This is a genomic window from Haloleucobacter albus (genome assembly GCF_052492075.1).
Genome location: NZ_JBQWAS010000028.1, coordinates 421,966 through 440,619, shown reverse-complemented (window position 1 = coordinate 440,619; position 18,654 = coordinate 421,966). Strand labels below are relative to the sequence as shown.

Annotated in this window: 17 protein-coding genes; 8 read left to right on the top strand and 9 right to left on the bottom strand. The window is 62.3% G+C overall.

Annotated features, from left to right (window positions below):
* The first annotated feature begins 73 nt into the window (after nucleotides 1–73).
* The 3 genes from ACT6QH_RS11925 (at nucleotide 74) to ACT6QH_RS11915 (ending at nucleotide 5,528) form a co-directional block, all read left to right on the top strand.
* Nucleotides 74–2,842 carry a sodium:solute symporter family transporter gene (locus ACT6QH_RS11925; RefSeq protein ID WP_444975041.1) on the top strand — a complete coding sequence of 923 codons (2,769 nt, stop codon included), beginning with the start codon at nucleotides 74–76 and terminating at the stop codon, nucleotides 2,840–2,842.
* 68 nt (nucleotides 2,843–2,910) lie between these two features.
* The gene (locus tag ACT6QH_RS11920) at nucleotides 2,911–3,300 is read left to right on the top strand and encodes a response regulator transcription factor (RefSeq protein WP_444975040.1); all 390 of its coding nucleotides are present in this window, start codon (nucleotides 2,911–2,913) and stop codon (nucleotides 3,298–3,300) included.
* Nucleotides 3,297–5,528 carry a 3'-5' exonuclease gene (locus ACT6QH_RS11915; RefSeq protein ID WP_444975039.1) on the top strand — a complete coding sequence of 744 codons (2,232 nt, stop codon included), beginning with the start codon at nucleotides 3,297–3,299 and terminating at the stop codon, nucleotides 5,526–5,528. The genes ACT6QH_RS11920 and ACT6QH_RS11915 overlap by 4 nt, the downstream gene beginning before the upstream one ends.
* A gap of 244 nt (nucleotides 5,529–5,772) precedes the next feature.
* On the opposite strand, the gene ACT6QH_RS11910 is transcribed toward ACT6QH_RS11915, so the two are convergent.
* The 5 genes from ACT6QH_RS11910 to ACT6QH_RS11890 all read right to left on the bottom strand — a co-directional run bounded on the left by ACT6QH_RS11910 (nucleotide 5,773) and on the right by ACT6QH_RS11890 (nucleotide 10,821).
* Nucleotides 5,773–7,338, bottom strand: coding sequence for a 2-isopropylmalate synthase (locus tag ACT6QH_RS11910; RefSeq protein WP_444975038.1), 1,566 nt, complete (start codon nucleotides 7,336–7,338; stop codon nucleotides 5,773–5,775).
* Between the two features lie 362 nt (nucleotides 7,339–7,700).
* A complete protein-coding gene (locus ACT6QH_RS11905) occupies nucleotides 7,701–8,201 on the bottom strand; it encodes a MaoC/PaaZ C-terminal domain-containing protein (RefSeq protein ID WP_444975037.1) in 501 nt (166 codons plus the stop codon).
* A gap of 20 nt (nucleotides 8,202–8,221) precedes the next feature.
* A complete protein-coding gene (gene ychF, locus ACT6QH_RS11900) occupies nucleotides 8,222–9,319 on the bottom strand; it encodes a redox-regulated ATPase YchF (protein ID WP_444975036.1) in 1,098 nt (365 codons plus the stop codon).
* Nucleotides 9,320–9,543: 224 nt separating this feature from the next.
* On the bottom strand, nucleotides 9,544–10,152 hold the full coding sequence (gene pth / locus ACT6QH_RS11895; protein ID WP_444975035.1) for an aminoacyl-tRNA hydrolase: 609 nt from the start codon (nucleotides 10,150–10,152) through the stop codon (nucleotides 9,544–9,546).
* A 54-nt stretch (nucleotides 10,153–10,206) separates the two neighbouring features.
* Entirely contained in the window at nucleotides 10,207–10,821 is a 615-nt protein-coding gene (locus ACT6QH_RS11890) for a 50S ribosomal protein L25/general stress protein Ctc (RefSeq protein WP_444975034.1), read from the bottom strand.
* A gap of 246 nt (nucleotides 10,822–11,067) precedes the next feature.
* On the opposite strand from ACT6QH_RS11890, the gene ACT6QH_RS11885 reads away from it, so the two are divergent.
* Together ACT6QH_RS11885 and ACT6QH_RS11880 are read left to right on the top strand one after the other, a co-directional pair.
* Entirely contained in the window at nucleotides 11,068–11,922 is an 855-nt protein-coding gene (locus ACT6QH_RS11885) for a universal stress protein (RefSeq protein WP_444975033.1), read from the top strand.
* A 40-nt stretch (nucleotides 11,923–11,962) separates the two neighbouring features.
* Nucleotides 11,963–13,141 carry an NAD(P)/FAD-dependent oxidoreductase gene (locus tag ACT6QH_RS11880; RefSeq protein WP_444975032.1) on the top strand — a complete coding sequence of 393 codons (1,179 nt, stop codon included), beginning with the start codon at nucleotides 11,963–11,965 and terminating at the stop codon, nucleotides 13,139–13,141.
* Nucleotides 13,142–13,198: 57 nt separating this feature from the next.
* Here the strand turns inward: ACT6QH_RS11880 and ACT6QH_RS11875 are convergent, their stop codons facing one another.
* From ACT6QH_RS11875 to rplU, 4 genes are all read right to left on the bottom strand, one after another.
* The gene (locus ACT6QH_RS11875; protein ID WP_444975031.1) at nucleotides 13,199–13,711 is read right to left on the bottom strand and encodes an RNA pyrophosphohydrolase; all 513 of its coding nucleotides are present in this window, start codon (nucleotides 13,709–13,711) and stop codon (nucleotides 13,199–13,201) included.
* Between the two features lie 113 nt (nucleotides 13,712–13,824).
* Nucleotides 13,825–14,448: a GNAT family N-acetyltransferase gene (locus ACT6QH_RS11870; RefSeq protein ID WP_444975030.1), complete on the bottom strand. Its 624-nt coding sequence runs from the start codon at nucleotides 14,446–14,448 to the stop codon at nucleotides 13,825–13,827.
* 234 nt (nucleotides 14,449–14,682) lie between these two features.
* A complete protein-coding gene (rpmA, locus tag ACT6QH_RS11865; RefSeq protein ID WP_444975029.1) occupies nucleotides 14,683–14,952 on the bottom strand; it encodes a 50S ribosomal protein L27 in 270 nt (89 codons plus the stop codon).
* Nucleotides 14,953–14,974: 22 nt separating this feature from the next.
* Complete coding sequence (gene rplU, locus ACT6QH_RS11860; RefSeq protein WP_444975028.1) at nucleotides 14,975–15,325, bottom strand: 50S ribosomal protein L21; 351 nt, start codon at nucleotides 15,323–15,325, stop codon at nucleotides 14,975–14,977.
* Nucleotides 15,326–15,685: 360 nt separating this feature from the next.
* Between rplU and rpmH the strand changes: the two genes are divergently transcribed.
* From rpmH to yidC, 3 genes are all read left to right on the top strand, one after another.
* Entirely contained in the window at nucleotides 15,686–15,820 is a 135-nt protein-coding gene (rpmH, locus tag ACT6QH_RS11855) for a 50S ribosomal protein L34 (protein WP_444975027.1), read from the top strand.
* A gap of 70 nt (nucleotides 15,821–15,890) precedes the next feature.
* Nucleotides 15,891–16,652 carry a ribonuclease P protein component gene (rnpA, locus tag ACT6QH_RS11850; RefSeq protein ID WP_444975026.1) on the top strand — a complete coding sequence of 254 codons (762 nt, stop codon included), beginning with the start codon at nucleotides 15,891–15,893 and terminating at the stop codon, nucleotides 16,650–16,652.
* On the top strand, nucleotides 16,649–18,481 hold the full coding sequence (gene yidC, locus ACT6QH_RS11845) for a membrane protein insertase YidC (RefSeq protein ID WP_444975025.1): 1,833 nt from the start codon (nucleotides 16,649–16,651) through the stop codon (nucleotides 18,479–18,481). The genes rnpA and yidC overlap by 4 nt, the downstream gene beginning before the upstream one ends.
* Nucleotides 18,482–18,654: the final 173 nt, after the last annotated feature.

Below are 18,654 nucleotides of genomic sequence, written 5' to 3'. Positions count from 1 at the left end.
AGGTAACAGGCCCGGTAACAGGGAGGGCCTGCGGGATCAGGGCGGGCCGCAGGATGCGCGGGAGGGGCCGGGCATGAATGCTCTTCTCGTCATCGGCGTATGCATCGCCTATCTGCTGGTGCTGTTCGCCATTGCGGCCTATGCCGACAAGCGGGCGGATCAGGGCCGCTCCATCATCGCCAATGGCTGGGTCTATGCGCTCTCACTGGCGGTCTATTGTTCAGCCTGGACCTATTTCGGCTCGGTGGGCCGGGCGGCGGCGAGCGGCATCTGGTTTCTGCCCATTTATCTGGGGCCGATGCTGGCCATGGTGCTGGCCTGGCTGGTGGTGCGCAAGATGGTGCGGATCGCCCGCACCTATCGTATCACCTCCATCGCGGATTTCATCGCCAGCCGTTATGGCAAGAGCCCGCTTCTGGCGGCGCTGGTCACGCTCATCACGGTGGTGGGTATCGTTCCCTACATTGCTGTGCAGTTCAAGGCGGTCTCCGCTGGCTTTCAGGTTCTCACGGCCAGTGATGCCGGCCCGGCCCTGCCACCATGGGCGGGAGATGGCGCGCTGGTCGTGGCGGTGGCGCTGGCGGCCTTCACCATTTTGTTCGGCACGCGGCATCTCGACAGCGCGGAACGCTATGAGGGCATGGTTGCTGCCGTGGCCTTTGAATCTCTGGTGAAGCTGGTGGCCTTCCTCGCCGTGGGGCTGTTTGTCACTTATGGATTGTTCAATGGCATGGGGGATATCTGGGCGCGGGCGCAGGATCTGCCCGGCATGGACGCGCTGCTGCGTCTGGGTTCGACCGCCGGCGCGCAGGATTTTGGCCATGCCCAGTGGTTCACCCTGACCCTGCTTTCCGCCCTTTCGGTGCTGATGCTGCCGCGTCAGTTTCAGGTGATGGTGGTGGAATGCGGAAACGAGCAGCATATCCGCCGCGCGGCCTGGGTGTTTCCGGCTTATCTTCTGCTCATCAATATTTTCGTGCTGCCTCTGGCCATTGGCGGGCTGGTGCTGTTTGGCCCACAGGGGGCGGACCCGGACACTTTCGTTCTGTCCCTGCCTCTGGCTCATGGTGCGCCGGGGCTGGCGCTGTTTGCCTATATTGGCGGGCTTTCGGCGGCCACCGGCATGCTGATTGTGGAGACGATCGCTGTTTCCACCATGGTCTGCAATGATCTGGTGATGCCCAGTTTGTTGCGGTTGAAGAGTTTCCGCGCCGGGGCGCAGGGCGATCTTTCCCGGTTGCTGCTGAATATTCGCCGGGCGGCCATTCTGCTCATTCTGCTGCTGGGCTATCTCTATTTTCATATTGCCGGTGAAGCCTATGCGCTGGTGTCCATCGGCCTCATCAGTTTTGCGGCTGTGGCGCAATTTGCACCGGCGCTGATTGGCGGCATGTATTGGCAGGGCGGCACCCGGCTGGGGGCGCTGTGGGGGCTGCTGGGCGGTTTTGTGGTGTGGGCTTATACGCTCATGCTGCCTTCGGTGGCGAAATCCGGCTGGATCGGAGATGGGTTTCTCTCTGGCCCCTTCGGTTTCAGCCTGCTGGCACCGCAGCATCTGTTCGGCCTTGAGGGGCTGGACCCGCTGACCCATGCGCTGTTCTGGAGCTTTCTCGTCAATATTGCGCTGTTTGTCGGTTTGTCCCTGTGGCGCACGCCTGCGGCGCGCGAGGCCAGCCAGGGGCTGCTGTTTGTGGATGTGTTCGAGCGCACGGGCAATGCCGTGCCGGTTTTCTGGCGCGGACGGGCACAACTGGATGATCTGATGGCGCTTTCAACCCGGCTTCTGGGAGAGGAGCGCACGCAGCGCCTGTTTGAACAACATGCCCGCGAGAGCGGTGTGGCCCAGGTGCGGGATCTGGTGGCCGATGCACGGCTGGTGGACCGGGTGGAGCGACAGCTCGCCGGTGCGGTGGGCAGTGCCTCGGCGCGGGTCCTGGTTTCGGCGGTGGTGGATGAGGAGCCGCTGGGCATCAATGACGTGGTGGAGATTCTCGATGAGGCTTCACAATTGCGCGTCTATGCTCGTGCGCTGGAGGATAAATCCCGTTCTCTGGAACTGGCCTCGGCGGAATTGCGCGCCGCCAATGCGCAGCTCAAGACGCTGGACCAGATGAAGGATGATTTCGTCTCCTCTGTCAGCCATGAGCTGCGCACGCCGCTCACCTCCATCCGCGCCTTGTCCGAGCTGATGCATGATGCGCCGGATATGGAGGAGGCGCAGCGCGAGGAGTTCCTCGCCATCATTGTGGCGGAGAGTGAGCGTCTGGGCCGGCTGGTGAACCAGGTTCTGGACATGGCCAAGCTGGAATCCGGCCTGGCCGAATGGCACGCCGAGGATGTTGATATGGGCCGCATCGTGCGCGATGCCGCCCGAGCCTCGGGCGAGCTGTTTCGCAGCCGCGGCGCGGAGCTGGTGCTGGACCTGCCCGATATGGTGCCGCCGCTGCGCGCCGACCCGGATCGCCTGACACAGGTGATGGTGAATCTGCTCTCCAATGCCGCGAAATTTGTGCCCTCTCAGGGGGGACGCGCTACAGTTGCGATGGAAGTGGACGCGGAGAGCCTCACCATTCATGTGGAGGATAACGGGCCGGGCGTGCCGGAGGGCGAGGAGAACACCATCTTCGAGAAGTTCCGCCAGAGCGGGGCCGGGGGCACTCGCCCGCCGGGCACCGGGCTGGGGCTGCCGATCAGCCGGCAGATTGTGGAACATTTTGGCGGGCGGATGTGGCTGGAAAAAGCGCCCGGTGGCGGAGCGCGTTTCATTTTTCGTCTGCCCTTGCAGACAGAGGCATGGCATGCCGAGATGACAGGTCATGGCCCAGTTGCCGGGCCGGCCTGAAACATAAGAAGAAACCCGCCTATTGCGCATGGGGCGATGGATGCGGGTTCAAAAGGGAGGAAGTAACCATGGAGCAGACCGCCAGCGCGGGTGCCAGCCGGAAGGTTCTGGTTGCCGATGACGAGCCCAATATCGTTATCTCCCTTGAATTCATGCTGAAGCGTGCGGGCTATGAGGTGCTTGTTGCCCGTGATGGCACGCAGGCGCTGGAGGCCATTCGCACCCACCATCCGCGCCTTGTGTTGCTGGATGCCTCCATGCCCGGCATGAGCGGCTTTGATGTGTGCGCCACCGTGCGCGCCGATACGGCCTTCAATGACACCCGCATTCTCATGCTCACCGCCAAGGGGCGCGAGACAGACATGGCCCGTGGCATGGGAGCTGGGGCGGATCTGTATGTCACCAAGCCCTTCTCCACGCGGGATCTGATGGAAAAGGTGCAGGGGCTGATGGCATGAGCCGGCCGGGTTTCGATAAAGGCCGAATTCTGGCCATTGCGGTTCCGGGCATTGTTCTGGGCCTGTGGCTGGTGCTGGGGGCTGTGCTGGGCTGGGTGATGCTGGTTCCGGGCCAGAAGAAGGAGATGCTGGAGGCGGTTGAGCCCATCATGGAAAGCCATGGCGGGCTGGTGTTCGCCTGGTGGCTGGTGCTGGCCTGCGTTGGGGCGTGGGTGGTGGCGCGCTTTCATGAAAGCCATGTCTCCACGCCGGCCCGCCTGGCGGATGCGACCCGCGCCATGAGCGAGGATGCGGCAGCGCCGGATCTGCCGGATCATTCCGGCGCTGTGGGCGAACTGGCCCGCGCCATCAATGCGCTGGCGGCACGTCGCCGGGATCTGGCGAAGGATATGGAGCGTCTGGTGGAAGAGGCCAGCCGCAATGTGGCCCATCAGCGCGACCAGCTCGCCGCCCTCATGGCCGAGTTGGAGCAGAGCGTGGTGGTGTGCAACCTGGAAGGGCGCATCCTGCTCTACAATGCGCGGGCGCGGGCCCTGTTCCGGCGCGTCTTGCAGGAGGAGGGAGAGGCGGGAGGCACGCCGGCAAGTGCGGCTATCGGGCTGGGGCGTTCCATTCATACGCTGATTGAGCCAGCCTATCTGGATCATGCCCGCGCAGAGGTGGAGCGCCATCTGGCCCGTCATGAAATGCCGGCCTCAGCCCGTTTCGTCATCACCACGCCGGCCGGCCATCTGCTGCAAGTGAGCATGGCGCCGGTGCGCCCGGCCGATACGGAAGATATGGCCGATGCGGGGGAGGCGACTGAAATGCAGGCCCTCTCTGGTTTCGTGCTGCTGCTGGATGACATCACCGAGGAATATGAGGCCGATGCCCGCCGTGATCGCCACCTGCTGGAACTGACGGAGGCAAGCCGCGCCTCCTTCGCCAATATGCAGGCCGCGCTCGACATGCTGGATTATCCCGATCTGGACGTTGCGGATCGCGAGCGCTTCCTCGCCATTGTGCGTGATGAGGTGCGGGCCATGAGCGCGCGCCTGAGCGTGCTGGCCGCCGATGTGGGACAGGAGTTGAAAACCCGCTGGCCCCTGCAAAATATGCCCGGCATTGATCTGGTGACGCTGGTGGCCGAACGCATCCAGACCCGGCTTCACAAGCCGGTTGCCATGGAGGAGGTGGATGCGGGGCTATGGCTGAGCGTTGACAGTTTCGCCGTGGTGGAATCACTGGCCTTTCTGGCGGAACAACTGGTGGAGGAACAGGCGGATCTGAAACTGCTGTTGCGCCTTTCCGCAGCCGGCGGCCGGGCGCATCTGGATCTGGCGTGGCGGCGTGGCGGGCAAGGGGGCGCCCTTCTGGAGGCGGCCTTGCCGGTGGAGAAGCTGACAGCCTGGCAAAACATGCCGATGGCGGCGCAGGGCGAAGGCCATATGAGCGCGCGCGATGTGGCCGAGCGCCATGGGGGCGAGCTGTGGCTGGAGCATGATGGCGCGCGCCATCTGGCCTTTTTCCGCTTTCTGCTGCCGCAGGCCACGGGAGCCGCTGTGGATCTGCTGAGCCCTGCCGACAGTCGGCCGGAATATTACGATTTCGGCCTGCTCTCTGCTCGCGCCGGCAATCGTGAGCTGGAAGAGCGCGAACTGGGTGAACTGAGTTACACGGTGTTCGATACCGAAACCACGGGCCTTGATCCGCGCGGGGGCGATGAAATCCTGCAAATCGGGGCGACGCGCATCGTGAATGGCAAGATTCTGCGCGGGGAATGCTTCGATCAGCTGGTGGACCCGCAGCGTAGCATTCCCGAAGCGGGCATCGCCGTGCATGGGGTGACGCCGGCCATGGTGCGGGGGCAGCCCGCCATTGGCGAGGTGTTGCCACGCTTCCGGGCCTGGGTCTCCGATACGGTGCTGGTGGGGCACAATGTCGCCTTCGACATGCGCTTTCTGAAGCTGAAGGAGGAGGCTACGGGGATCTTCTTCGATCTTCCGGTTCTGGATACGCTGCTTCTGGCGAGCATTGTATGGCCGAATGAGGAGGCCCATGGGCTGGAGGCGCTGGCCGGCCGGCTGGGCATTCAGGTATCAGACCGTCACCGGGCGCTGGGGGATGCGCTGGTGACGGCGGAAGTGTTTCTCAAGCTGCTGCCGCTGTTGGCCCAGCGCGATATTCACACGCTGTCGCAGGCCCGTAAGGCGGCGGAAGAAAGCTATTATGCCCGGTTGAATTATTAAGGCGGCAGCCCGGTGAACCCGTGAGGGTGGCAACCTGCAACCTGCCCAAACCTGCCGCCTGCCCAGTTGCCCGCTTTCCGGTGAAGCTCTTGCCGGTGAGGCTTTGGTGCAGATGTTCGGGGCGTTCTTCCGGTTGCTGCGGGAGGATGGAGGCTGAATAAAAGGCGCGCCCCGGAAGGACGCGCCTCTGTTGTCTTGAATGTCTGGCGGGGCCGCAGCCCCACCTTCGGCGTGACCTCTGGCCTCAGATGGCGACGCTCTGCGGGTTTATGCTTTCGCGCTTCATCTGCATCTTGTTCAGCGCGGTGATGTAAGCCTCGGCGGAAGCCACCAGCGTATCCGGGTCAGCGGCGCGGGCGGTCACCACCTTGCCATTCTCTTCCAGACGGACGGAAACCTCGGCCTGCGCATCGGTGCCCTCGGTCACGGCATGGACCTGATACAGCTCCAGCCTGGCCTCGTGCGGCACCAGTGCGTGAATGGCGTTGAAGGTGGCGTCCACCGGGCCATTGCCCTCGGCCTCCTCGGTGTGCACTTCCCCATCCACCTCAATCTTCATGGTGGCGCGCTGCGGCCCACGGGTGCCGGCGATGATGGACAGGGACACCAGCTTGATGCGCTCATTGCCTGCGGCAATGCCGCGATCCACCAGCGCCTCAATATCCTCGTCGTAAACCACCTTCTTGCGGTCAGCCAGATCCTTGAAGCGGGCGAAGGCATCATTCAGGGCGTTTTCACCCAGCTCATAGCCCAGCTCCTTCAGCTTTTCCTTGAAGGCGTGGCGACCGGAATGCTTGCCCATCACCAGAGAGGTCTTGGAAACGCCCACGCTTTCCGGGGTCATGATCTCGTAGGTCTGGGTGTTCTTCAGCATGCCATCCTGATGGATGCCGCTTTCATGGGCGAAGGCGTTACGGCCCACAATCGCCTTGTTGTACTGCACAGGGAAGGAGGTGACGGCGGAAACCATCTTGGAGGCGCGCGTCAGCATCTTGGTGTTGATGCCGGTGCTGTAGGGCAGCACATCCGAGCGGGTGTCGATGGCCATTACCACCTCTTCCAGCGCGGCATTGCCGGCCCGTTCGCCGATGCCATTGACGGTGCATTCGATCTGCCGCGCGCCGCCGGCCAGCCCGGCCAGGGAGTTGGCCACCGCCATGCCCAGATCGTTATGGCAGTGCACGGAGAAAACGGCCTGATCCGCATTCGGCACGCGCTCGCGCACGGTGCGGAACAGTGCCTCATATTCCGCCGGCGTGGTGTAGCCGACCGTATCGGGAATATTGATGGTGTTGGCGCCAGCCCGGATGGCGGTTTCCACGCAGCGGCACAGGAAATCAATCTCCGTACGGGTGCCGTCCTCGGCGGACCATTCCACATTTTCCACATGGTTGCGCGCGCGGGTGACAGAGGCGGAGATCATCTCCAGCACCTGCTCGGGCGTCTTTTGCAGCTTGTACTTCATATGCACCGGAGAGGTGGAGATGAAGGTGTGGATGCGCGGGCGCACGGCATGCTTCACGGCCTCGGCGCAGCGGTCAATATCGTTCAGGGCGGCGCGGGACAGGCCACACACAGAGGCGTGCTTCACCCGGCGGGCGATTTCGGAGACGCTTTCAAAATCCCCGATGGAGGCCATGGGGAATCCGGCCTCAATCACGTCCACGCCCATTTCATCCAGCAGGGCGGCGACCGTCATCTTCTCCTCGAAGGTCATGGAGGCGCCGGGGCACTGCTCACCATCGCGCAGGGTGGTGTCGAAAATGATGACACGGTCCTTCTGGGCGGAAGCGGAAGTGGTGTTGGTCATGGGTCTGGTCCTTCTTGCGGTCCGGCGGTGCGCATGGTGCTGGAGTGCGCGCAGATCTCAGCCGGATGATAAGCCGAAACGGATGCCGGGTCTTGATGCCGGCGACACAATCCCCTGAGTGCCCAGGCAGAAGCCCGGCCGGCTCTCAGGGGCGGCTAAGGAGCAGAAGGGGAAGAGAAATAGCGCAAGTGCCCGCAGCCGTCATGGCCCGGGAGAGAGAAGAAGCAGTCATGGTCGTATGGCACGACACGGGTTTGCAAGCTCTCATCTGTGAACGCTATCTGACCTCCAGATAAACGCCCCTGCCACAAAAAGCAAGAAAAATGCCGGCCGGTTGGTATCCGGCCGGCATTGGTTCGGGTTCAGCCAGCCTCTGCCGGAGCAGTTTGCGGGGCCGGAAGGGTGAAATCCGGTGCCAGATGGGTCATCTCGAAGCTCATCACTCGGGTGCCATCCTCGCGCCGGGCGCTGCCAATACGCTGTACCACGGCCCAGCCGGGGCGGCTGGAACTGGCGCGGCTTTGCAGCACTTCGGTTTCAAACACCAGCGTATCATCCAGCCGGGCCGGGGCGTGCCAGCGCAGCTTGTCAATGCCGATGCCCAGCCCCACCGGCACCAGGGTGCGCGGGTCCACCGGCTCCACCGGCACGGCGTGAGCATCCACGAAGAAACGCATCCACACCATCACCACCTGCCAGCCGGAGGCGATGAGCATACCGAACAGGGCCTGATCCCCCGCTGCCGGATCAGTGTGGAAGGGCTGGGGGTCATACTGGCTGGCGAAGCGGATGATTTCGTCCGTCGAGAAGGTGAAGCGGCCCAGCTCCTGCGGGCCGCCAGCCTGTGCGGGCGTGTGGGACATGGGCTGATCTCCTGGCTTCTTCAGTTGGCGAAGCGGAAATGCAGCACGTCGCCATCAATGACGACATAGTCCTTGCCTTCAAGACGGAAGCGGCCAGCCTCACGCGCGCCAGTTTCGCCATTATGTTTCACATAGTCTTCATAGGCGATGGTTTCCGCGCGGATGAAGCCCTTCTCGAAATCGGTATGGATCACGCCGGCAGCCTGCGGGGCGCGGGTGCCCTTGGTGATGGTCCAGGCGCGGGCTTCCTTGGGACCGATGGTGAAATAGGTCACCAGATCCAGCAGGGCGTAGCCTTCACGGATGACGCGGTTGAGGCCCGGCTCTTCCAGCTCGATGGCTTCGAGATAGTCCTTCTGTTCCTCGGGAGGCAGAACGGCGATCTCGCTTTCGATCTTGGCGGACACCACCACGGCGCGGGCGCCTTCCTGCTTCGCGCGCTCAAACACCTGCGCGGAGAGGGCGTTGCCTTCGGAGGCCGAGGCTTCCTCCACATTGCACACATAAAGCACGGGCTTGGCGCTCATCAGGCCCAGCATGTTGAAGGCCTTCTGCTCTTCCGGCTTCACCTCGACCAGACGAGCCGGCTTGCCTTCGCGCAGCAGCACCAGTGCGCGGTTCATGAGCTCAAGGGTTTCCTTGGCTTCCTTGTCCGCACCCTTGGCCTTCTTTTCCAGCGCGGCGGCGCGCTTTTCGAGGCTTTCGAGATCCGCGAGCATCAGCTCGGTTTCGATGGTCTCGATATCGTTCACAGGGGCGATCTGGCCATCCACATGGGTTACGTCGCCATCCTCGAAGCAGCGCACCACATGGGCGATGGCGTCGCACTCGCGGATATTGGCAAGAAACTGGTTGCCCAGCCCTTCCCCGCGGGATGCACCGCGCACCAGGCCGGCAATGTCCACAAAGGTGAGGCGGGTCGGCAGAATCTGGCCGGAATGGGCGATCTTGGCCAGAATATCGAGGCGCGGGTCTGGCACGGCCACATCACCCACATTTGGCTCGATGGTACAGAAGGGGTAGTTGGCCGCCTGCGCCGCCGCTGTCTGGGTGAGTGCGTTGAACAGGGTCGATTTGCCCACATTCGGCAGGCCGACAATACCGCATTTGAAGCCCATGATGCCTTACCTGTGCTTGATCTGATCTGGCCCGCCGTGAGGCGTGACGGAAGGGGTGAGCGCGTGGCGACCGCAGCAGAAACAGCGTGCCCGCACGCACGAAGAAGGATTGGGCGCAACTTGGCCGGAACGGCGCTCAAGTCAAGGGGGGCGGCGGGGAAGCGGCGGGCATTATGGCCGGGCCGGGTGCGCCCGCCTTGCTGGTGCGCGTCATGTTGCGCGTTTCAGGCTTTCTCGCCGGGCATTTTCTGGTCTGCAAAACCCTGCGCGGCCATGTAGAGATGCGCCTTGTTCTGGAAGGCATCCGGCTGCCCGTTCACCAGCAGGCCGGCATTGTCGGCGCAGGCATCGCCCAGCGTCTCGACCCACGCACGTTCGGCCTTGCCGAAATCACCCAGAACATAGGAGTGCACCCGCGCCTTGTCGCCGGGATGCCCGATACCGAGCCGCACGCGCCAGTAATCATTGCCACACTGGGCGGTAATGGAGCGCAGGCCATTATGGCCGGCATTGCCGCCGCCCTTCTTGATGCGCAGCTTGGCGGGCGCGATATCCAGTTCGTCATGAAAGACGAAGACATGATCGAGCGGGATCTTGTAGAAGCGCATGGCTTCCGCCACGGCGCGGCCGCTCTCATTCATGAAGGTTTCGGGAAACAGGGCCAGAACCTTCTGGCCCTCGATTTCCCCTTCCGCCGCAGCGCCCTGAAAGCGCCGTCGCAGCGGACCCAGCCGATACCGGCGGCAAATGGCGTCCAGCGCCATGAAGCCGATATTGTGCCGGTTGCCGGCATATTTCGGGCCGGGATTGCCGAGCCCTGCGAGCAGGAACATATGGCGCCTCCGGCCCGAAACCTGTTCAGTTTACACGAAAAGCGGGAAAGCCGATCAGGCTTCCTCACCACCCTCGGCAGCGGCTTCGTCCGTCGGCTCGGCGGAGACGGTCGGCTGCACGATGGAGGCCAGCGTGTCTTCGCCACGACCGGTCCACACCACATTCTTCGGCAAGGTGATGTTGTCGAGGTGGAAGGTGGTGTCGAAATCAGCGCCGGTCAGATCCACAGTGATGCCTTCGGGGATGGCATCGGAGGGGCACTCGACTTCCACGGTGTGGGCAATGATGTTGAGCACGCCGCCGCCCTTGATGGCCGGGGAGGCTTCTTCATTGATGAACAGCACCGGCACTTCCACGGTGATCTTCGCGCCCTTGGCCACGCGGAGGAAATCCACATGCAGGGGGGTGTCACGAACCGGGTCGAGCTGGTAGTCGCGCGGCAGCACGCGATGCTTGGTGCCGTCGACCTCGATCTCGAACAGGGTGGAGAGGAAGTGACCGGCATAGATCGCCTTGTTCAGCTCGATATATTCGAGCGAAATGGTCACGGGTTCCTGCTTGTCCCCATAGATGACGGCGGGCACACGTCCGGCGCGGCGCTCTGCACGGGCGGCCCCCTTGCCAGCCCGCGGGCGTGCCACAGCCTGCAGTTTCTTGGTGGCGGTCATGTTGTATCGTCCTGAATCTGAATATGGATATGAAAAGGGGCCATGCAGATTGCCGGCCCCGGCCGCGCACCGGCACGCCTCCAGGGGGGCGCATGCCTTGCGCGAGAGCGCGCTTATAGCCCTCTATGGCTGCAAATGCAACAATGGCCTTGCTTCTGGCTGGTTGCCCTGTTGAGGTGGAGTGCGTAACAGCCAGTTTGAAAGAACAACTGGTGAAGACAGCCGATATGAAAGGGGAAAGGAAACATGCTGAGACGTCTTCTGGTTCTGCTCGGTGAATCTGCGCCCTCCGTTGCGGCCCGTCAGTATGCTTTTCGCCTGGCTGGCGAGTCTGACCGGATGCAGCTTGCGGGCCTTGCAGGCATTGATCTGGTGTCGCTGCATATTCCCACCTTGGGGCGGGCGGGGGCGGCCGCCATTCAGGCTCGGCTGGAAGAGGATCTGCGTCAGCAATCGGAAGAGCTGCGCCAGCGCCTGCACGAGAGCTATCAGCGCGAATGCACCCGTCATGGCGTGCCCTTCGAGTGGCTGACCTTCGAAGGCGACCCGGATGAGGCGCTGCTGCTGGCCGCGGAAACACGCGATCTGCTCATTACGGGCCATGACATCACCTTTGAGGCGCGGGTTGGCCAGCCCTTGTCTGAGATGTTGTCTCGCCTGCTGGCCGCCACGCCGCGCCCTGTGGTGGTGTGTGGCGACGATGTGCCGGAGGATGGCGGCATTCTGGTGGCCTATGATGGCAGCCTGCCAGCCATGCGGGCCCTGCAAATGTTTACCCTTATCGGGCTGGGGCATGGGATTGGCCATGCAAATGGTCAATCCATCCGGGTGCTGTCCATTGATGCCTCCGAAGAAGAGGCCGCCCGACGGGCGGAGGGGGCGGTATCCTATCTGAAACTGCACGGGATCGAGGCGGAAGCCCTGCCCGTGGCCTCCCGCGCAGACCCGACCAGCGTCATTCGCAGTGAGGTGGAAAGGCAGAAAGCCCGTACACTGGTGATGGGCTGTTATGGCCGGCGCGGCTGGCGGCAGATGCTGTTTGGCTCCACCACGGGCAAGCTGGTGGAAAATCCACCCTGCGCCCTGTTCATCTATCACTGAGCCATGGCTCTCGCGAGGCGGGATTAGCTGGGAGAGTAGCATGGAAACAGATGCGCGCCCTATCGTGATTGTGGGGGGCGGACAGGCCGCCGCCCAGGTCATCACGACCCTGCGGGCGGAGACTTTCAGCGGCCCGATCGTGTTGATTGGGGATGAGCCCTATTTGCCCTATCAGCGTCCTCCGCTTTCCAAAGCCTATCTGGGCGGGGAGATGGATGCGGCGCGGCTGGAGCTGAAGGCACCGGCTTTCTATGCTGAACATGGGGTGGAGGTGCGGCTCTCCAGCCGTGTGACAGCTCTGCTGACAGAAGAAAAAATGGTGGAGCTGGAAGGGGGCGCGCGTCTGTCTTATCGCGCCCTGTTGCTGGCTACGGGCACACGGGCGCGCGCGCTGCCTGTGCCTGGCGCGAATCTGGCCGGCGTTTTTTCCATACGCAGCATTGAGGATGTGAACGCCTTCCGCGCGGCCTGCCAGCCCGGTGCGCGGCTTGTCATTATCGGTGGCGGGTATATCGGGCTGGAAGTTGCGGCCAAGGCGCGCAAGCTGGGGCTTGATGTCACCCTTCTGGAGGGGCGGGAGCGTCTGCTGGCGCGCGTGGCTTGCCCCATCATCTCGCAATTCGTGCAACAGTTGCATGAGAAGCAGGGGGTGAGGGTGCGCACGCAGACAGGTGTTTCAGCCTTGCAGGGTGAAGAGAACGGTCGCGTTCGCACGGTGATTCTATCGGATGGTGAGGCTCTGCCCGCCGATCTGGTGCTCTGCGCTGTCGGGGCCCAGCCGAATCTGGAGCTGGCGGAGGCTGCCGGGCTTGTGCTGGATAATGGCGTGAAGGTGGATGCGGCCACGCGCACCAGCATGGCGGATGTTTTTGCGGTTGGGGATGTGGCGTCCTTCCCTTCGGCGCTTTATGGCCGCCGGATTCGCCTCGAATCGGTGCAAAACGCGATAGATCAGGCAAAGGCTGCGGCACGGGCCATGATCGGGCAGGCCGTGACCTATGATCCGGTGCCATGGTTCTGGTCGGATCAGTATGATGTGAAAATGCAGATTGCCGGCCTTCTGGATGGCCATGATCGCTCGGAGCTGGAAGGGGAGTTGGCGTCCGGGCGGTTCAGCGTGCGTTATTTTCTGGGTGAGCGGCTTTTGGCGGTTTGTTCCGTCAATGATCCGCGCAACCATATGCTTGCGCGCCGGGCGCTGGCCGCACAGCCGCGCTGAATATGGAGGAGACGGCATGCTGGAGTGCCATCTCTTCCTGTTTCATTGGCTGGATTTTCAGGCTGTGACAGCAAACGGGCTGAACTGTTGCACGACCTGTGCATAGACATCGCGCTTGAAGGGGATGACGAGATCTGTCACCCGATCCAGATTTTCCCAGCGCCATTCCACGAATTCCGGCTTGTGCCGGCCGCCGCCGGGGGTGCTGATATTGATTTCAGCTTCCTTGCCGGTAAAGCGCAGGGCGAACCACTTCTGGGTTTGCCCGCGATATTTGCCGCGCCAGAACTGTCCGGCCACGATTCCCGGCAGGTCATAAGAAAGCCAGTCCTGCGCCTCGGCGAGATGGGAAACTGAGCGGATGGAGGTTTCCTCATACAACTCGCGCAGGGCGGCGGCATAAGGCTCCTCCCCGGCATCAATGCCCCCTTGTGGCAATTGCCAGCAATAGGCCGGGTCCACCTGATCGGCCTCACCCAAGCGGCGGCCAATGAAAACCTGGCCAGCCGGGTTGAAAACGCACAAGCCCACGCAGGGGCGATAAAGGGAAGGGTGCTGCTCTTTGCTCATCTGGGCTTCGCTCCGCCACTTTCAGGCAGTGATGCCGCGTGCAGGGGCTGAGCGCAAGACATGATGCGCAGGCTTGTCGACAGAAGGGCAGAACCCGCCATTCTGTCGAAATGCTAATGAGCGATGGTCAGGCGTGGCGGATAACTGGGCGTGGCACCGGAGATCCACTGCTGCTTCTCAAGGCGGAAGCGATCCATCGGGACGGAGGCGCCGAGAGATTGCACCTGCCACAGATTCACATCTTGCCATTCAAAGCCGCACTTTTCCAGAATCCGGCGCGAGGCGGCGTTCACCACGCGGGAGGAGCCGGAAAGGGCCGTCACAGGCGTGTTGGAAAAGGCATAATCAATCACGGCGCGTACGGCTTCGGTCGCCAGCCCCTGGCCCCAATAGGGTTCTCCCAGCCAGTAGCCAAGCTCTGGCGTGGTTTCTCCGGGGCGCGGTGTAAAGCCGCTCATGCCGATGAAGACAGGGCCTTCGGCGCGCTTCTGCCACAGGGCGAAAATCGCGGAATCGGCCGTGAAACACCCATTTTCCACAAAAGCGCGTGCATCTTCTCTGGAATAGGGAAACGGCAGACTCGCGGTCATTTCCGCGATCTTGCGATTATTGGCCAGTGTCGCAATGGCCGAAGCATCCCGCATTTGCGGCGCGCGAAGCACCAGCCGGCGGGTTTCAAGGACGGACGTATTGTTTTCAGCCAGTGCCGGATCTGACGATGTTCCCAGCATGGTCATGAAACGGGCTCCTGTCACTTGGGCATATGCGTGTATCATGTGGGGCATATGCAACCGGGAAGACTTTCGTCATGAGGAACTGCCGCACAAAGTGGGCATCATGACGGCTTGCGCCTCCCCGGTCTGGGAACCCTCGCCACATTCAGCCTGCTGTGTTGGCTGGTGCGGCCCTATGCAGGCTCCCCCGGTTCAGCGTGACCGGCGGAAACCTGCATGAGTAGGTCTTTCGCCGGATTACTCTGCTGCTTCAGCAGCAGGTACGACCGATACATAGGTGCGATCATTGGCTTTGGTGCGGAACGCCACGCGGCCTTCCACCAGAGCGAAGATGGTGTGATCCTTGCCCATGCCAACATTATCGCCGGGGTGCCATTTGGTCCCGCGCTGGCGCAGGATGATGTTACCGGGCACCACAGCCTGGCCGCCAGAGCGCTTTACGCCGAGACGACGGCCTTCCGAATCGCGGCCGTTGCGAGACGAGCCGCCTGCCTTTTTATGAGCCATTGTTGCTCTCCTCGTTCAGTCTTCAGGCGCCAGCGGCGTCAGAGGCTTCGGCCTTCACGGTCTTGCCGAGGCCGGAAATTTCAGTGATCCGCACAGTGGTCAGCTCGGCGCGGAAGCCGCGCTTGCGGCGGGAGTTCTGACGGCGACGCTTCTTGAAGGCGATCACCTTCTTGCCGCGGGTCTGCTCCACCACTTCAGCGGTGACGCTGGCACCTTCAACCACGGGCGCACCCACGGCAACCTCTTCGCCGCCGAGCATCAGCACGGGGAAGGTCACTGTGGCGCCGGCTTCGGCTTCCAGCTTGTCAAGGGTCAGAACGTCGTTGGCGGCAACGCGATACTGCTTGCCACCCGTCTTGATGACCGCGAACATCTTTTGTCTCGCTTATGTGTTCAGCCGCGCCTGCGAGGGCGGGCTTTTTCCGGTCTGCGGGAAATGCAGGCCATGTTCAGGCTCTGCGCGAACTGATGCGCCTACAGGAGATGGAGGGTAAAGTCAATGTGCAGCCGCGAGGGGAAGGCAGAAAGCGGATGCAGGACATTGACGGACGCGCCTTGCGCCCCTATAAGCCCTCCGAACTCGGGCGGCGTTTGCGGCCGGAGCCCGGTTTCGCGTCTCTCCATATTGCCACGCTTCGTTTGCGAGCATAAGGGAAATGTGAAAGCGGCCCATCCGGCGGCATGGTCGCCCTGATCCTTTTTTGAACTTTCAGCTAATCCGGAGACAAGAACCGTGAAGCGCACCTATCAACCCAGCAGGCTCGTGCGCAAGCGTCGCCACGGCTTTCGTGCGCGCATGGCGACCCGCAACGGCCGCAAGATTCTTGCCGCTCGTCGCGCCCACGGCCGCAAGCGCCTGTCCGCCTGATAAAGGCGCAGCCGTGCAGCCGGTCTGAAGGAAGTTCTTCTTTTCGGATCGGCAGGCTTGGCTTGTTCCTTTGTCAGTCGTTCTCCCGTTCTGGTCGTCTGCCTTGGACCATATCCGCAAACGCCGGGATTTTCTCGCCGCCGCCAAAGGGCGACGCGCAGGAACCGGCTGCTGCCTGATGCAGGGGCGCGACCGTGGTGATGCCGGCGCATTGCGTGTCGGCTTTACAGTCACCAAAAAGATCGGGAATGCGGTCGTGCGGAATCGCATTCGCCGCCGCCTGAGGGAAGCTGCGCGTCAGGTTCTGCCCCAGGCCGGGAAAGATGGGCACGATTATGTGCTCATCGCACGTCACCAAGCCCTGACAATGTCATTTGAAGGGCTTGTGCGTGACATAGAGCGGGCCGTGCGGAAATTGCACGCGCCTGCTGCACCCTCATCCAGCCCTGCTTCTGCTGCGGGTCGCAAGGCGCGCCCAAAAGCCGGAGATGGCAAAGCTGCCCGACGTGCTCCTGATGGCTCTGGCCAGAAGGGGAGTGCGGGTGTTCGCGATTCAGGCTCTGATCACATGGGGCCTTCGGGTGCGAAATCTGCTCAGGTTTCTCAGCATATATCCGGTGATTCCATGGCTGCGGTGCAACCTTCTCCGCCAGATCGGAGCGGGGCGGACGTGCATGGCTCTGAGGTGCATGGCTCTGTCATCACAGCGCCATTGGCCGTAGCGAATGCTGACGAATCTCTTCTCCCTTCATCCTCTATGCGTGTGAGTGATGCGCATGCTCCGGCGCTTTCCGAGGCGCCACCCGCCGCCGACGGAGGCCTTCCGGCATGAGTGAAAACCGCAATATGTTTATCGCCATCGCATTGTCGTTGGTGATTCTTCTCGGCTGGCAATTTTATTTCGGCATGCCGGAGGCCGAGCGTCAGGCGCAGCAGCAGGCCCAGCAGGTGAATGCCGCCGGCCAGGCCGCGCATGAGGTCAGCGCCGCCCCCACCCCGGCGCCTGCGGGTAGCCCGGATGGCGTGCCCCAGCCGGGGCAGGGCAGCACCTTGCCGGGCGTGCCGATGACACGCGCCCAGGCGCTGGCCCTTTCTCCGCGTGTGGCGATCGACACGACTCGTTTGCATGGCTCCGTCGCGCTCAAGGGTGGGCGGGTCGATGACCTGCTGCTGATGGAGTATCACGAGACTGTTGACCCCAGCAGCCCGAACATCACGCTGCTGTCCCCCTCTGGCGCGCCGAATCCCTTCTATGCGGAATTTGGCTGGGCTGCCGCAGCCGGCAACCCGGTGAAGCTGCCGGGGCCGGATACTGTGTGGACGGCTGAAGACGGCGCAAAGCTGACGGACAGGACACCGCTTGTTCTGAACTGGGATAATGGCGAGGGACTGGTCTTCCGCCGCACCTATGCGGTGGACGATTATTATATGTTCACCGTGAAGGATGAGGTGGTGAACTCCTCCGGTAATCCGGTGACACTGTATCCCTATGCGCTGGTGTCGCGCCATGGCGTGCCGCATGTGGAGGGCTTCTACATCCTGCATGAAGGCCTGATCGGCGTGATCGGTGAAAATGGCTTGCAGGAAATCGGTTATTCCGACGTGGAGCCGGGCACCCCTCAAGGTTTCAGTGGCAATGTTGGCGGCTGGCTGGGTATCACCGATAAATACTGGGCTGCGACTGTTATTCCCGATCAGGCCCAGAAGTTCGATGCCAAGTTTTCCACTGTGATGCGCGGTAGCAAGCCGACCTTCCAGGCGGACTATCTGGCGGCCCCGGTGACCGTGGGGCCGGGCGAGACTGTGCATTCCAAGTCACAGCTCTTCGCCGGAGCCAAGGTGGTGCAGGTGGTGGATGGCTATCAGAGCACCTATAATATTGACCGCTTCGACCTGCTGATTGACTGGGGCTGGTTCTATTTCATCACCAAGCCGCTCTTCCTGGTGATTGACTGGATTTACCGGCTCGTGGGCAATTTTGGTGTCGCGATTCTGGTCGTGACAGTGCTGTTGAAGATCATTTTCTTCCCGCTGGCCAACAAGTCTTATGCCTCCATGGCGAAAATGAAGGCGGTTCAGCCGGAGCTGACGGCCATTCGCGAGCGCTACGCCGATGACAAGGTGAAGCAGCAGCAGGCCATGATGGAGATGTACAAGAAGGAGAAGATCAATCCGGTGGCGGGCTGCCTGCCCATTCTGATCCAGATTCCGGTCTTCTTTGCGCTCTATAAGGTGCTGTTCGTCACCATCGAAATGCGCCATGCGCCCTTCTTCGGCTGGATTCGCGACCTTTCTGCGCCGGATCCGACCACCATCTTCAATCTGTTCGGGCTTATTCCGTGGGATCCGTCTGCGGTGCCGGTTCTGGGTGCCTATCTCATGCTTGGGGCGTGGCCCATCATCATGGGTATCACCATGTGGGTGCAGATGAAGCTGAACCCCGCGCCGACTGACCCGACCCAGCAGACCATCTTCAACTGGATGCCGGTGATCTTCACCTTCATGCTGGCGCACTTCGCGGCGGGTCTGGTGATCTATTGGGCGTGGAACAATGCGCTCTCCGTGGCGCAGCAGTCGGTCATCATGAAGCGCCATGGTGTGAAGATCGAGCTGTGGGACAATGTGAAGGGCATGTTCCGCAAGAAGAAGCCAACCGCCTAGCGCGAAGTTTTTTCACAGCACAACAAATGCCGCCGGCCTGTGGGTCGGCGGCATTTTTATTGGGCAAGTGAGTTCCTGCGGCGTTCCTGCAAGGTGGCGTGAGGTCAGAAGGGTGAGGATGATCGCGGCCTTGCACGACAGGGGATCTGCTGGGGCGGGTGAGATTTGCCCGC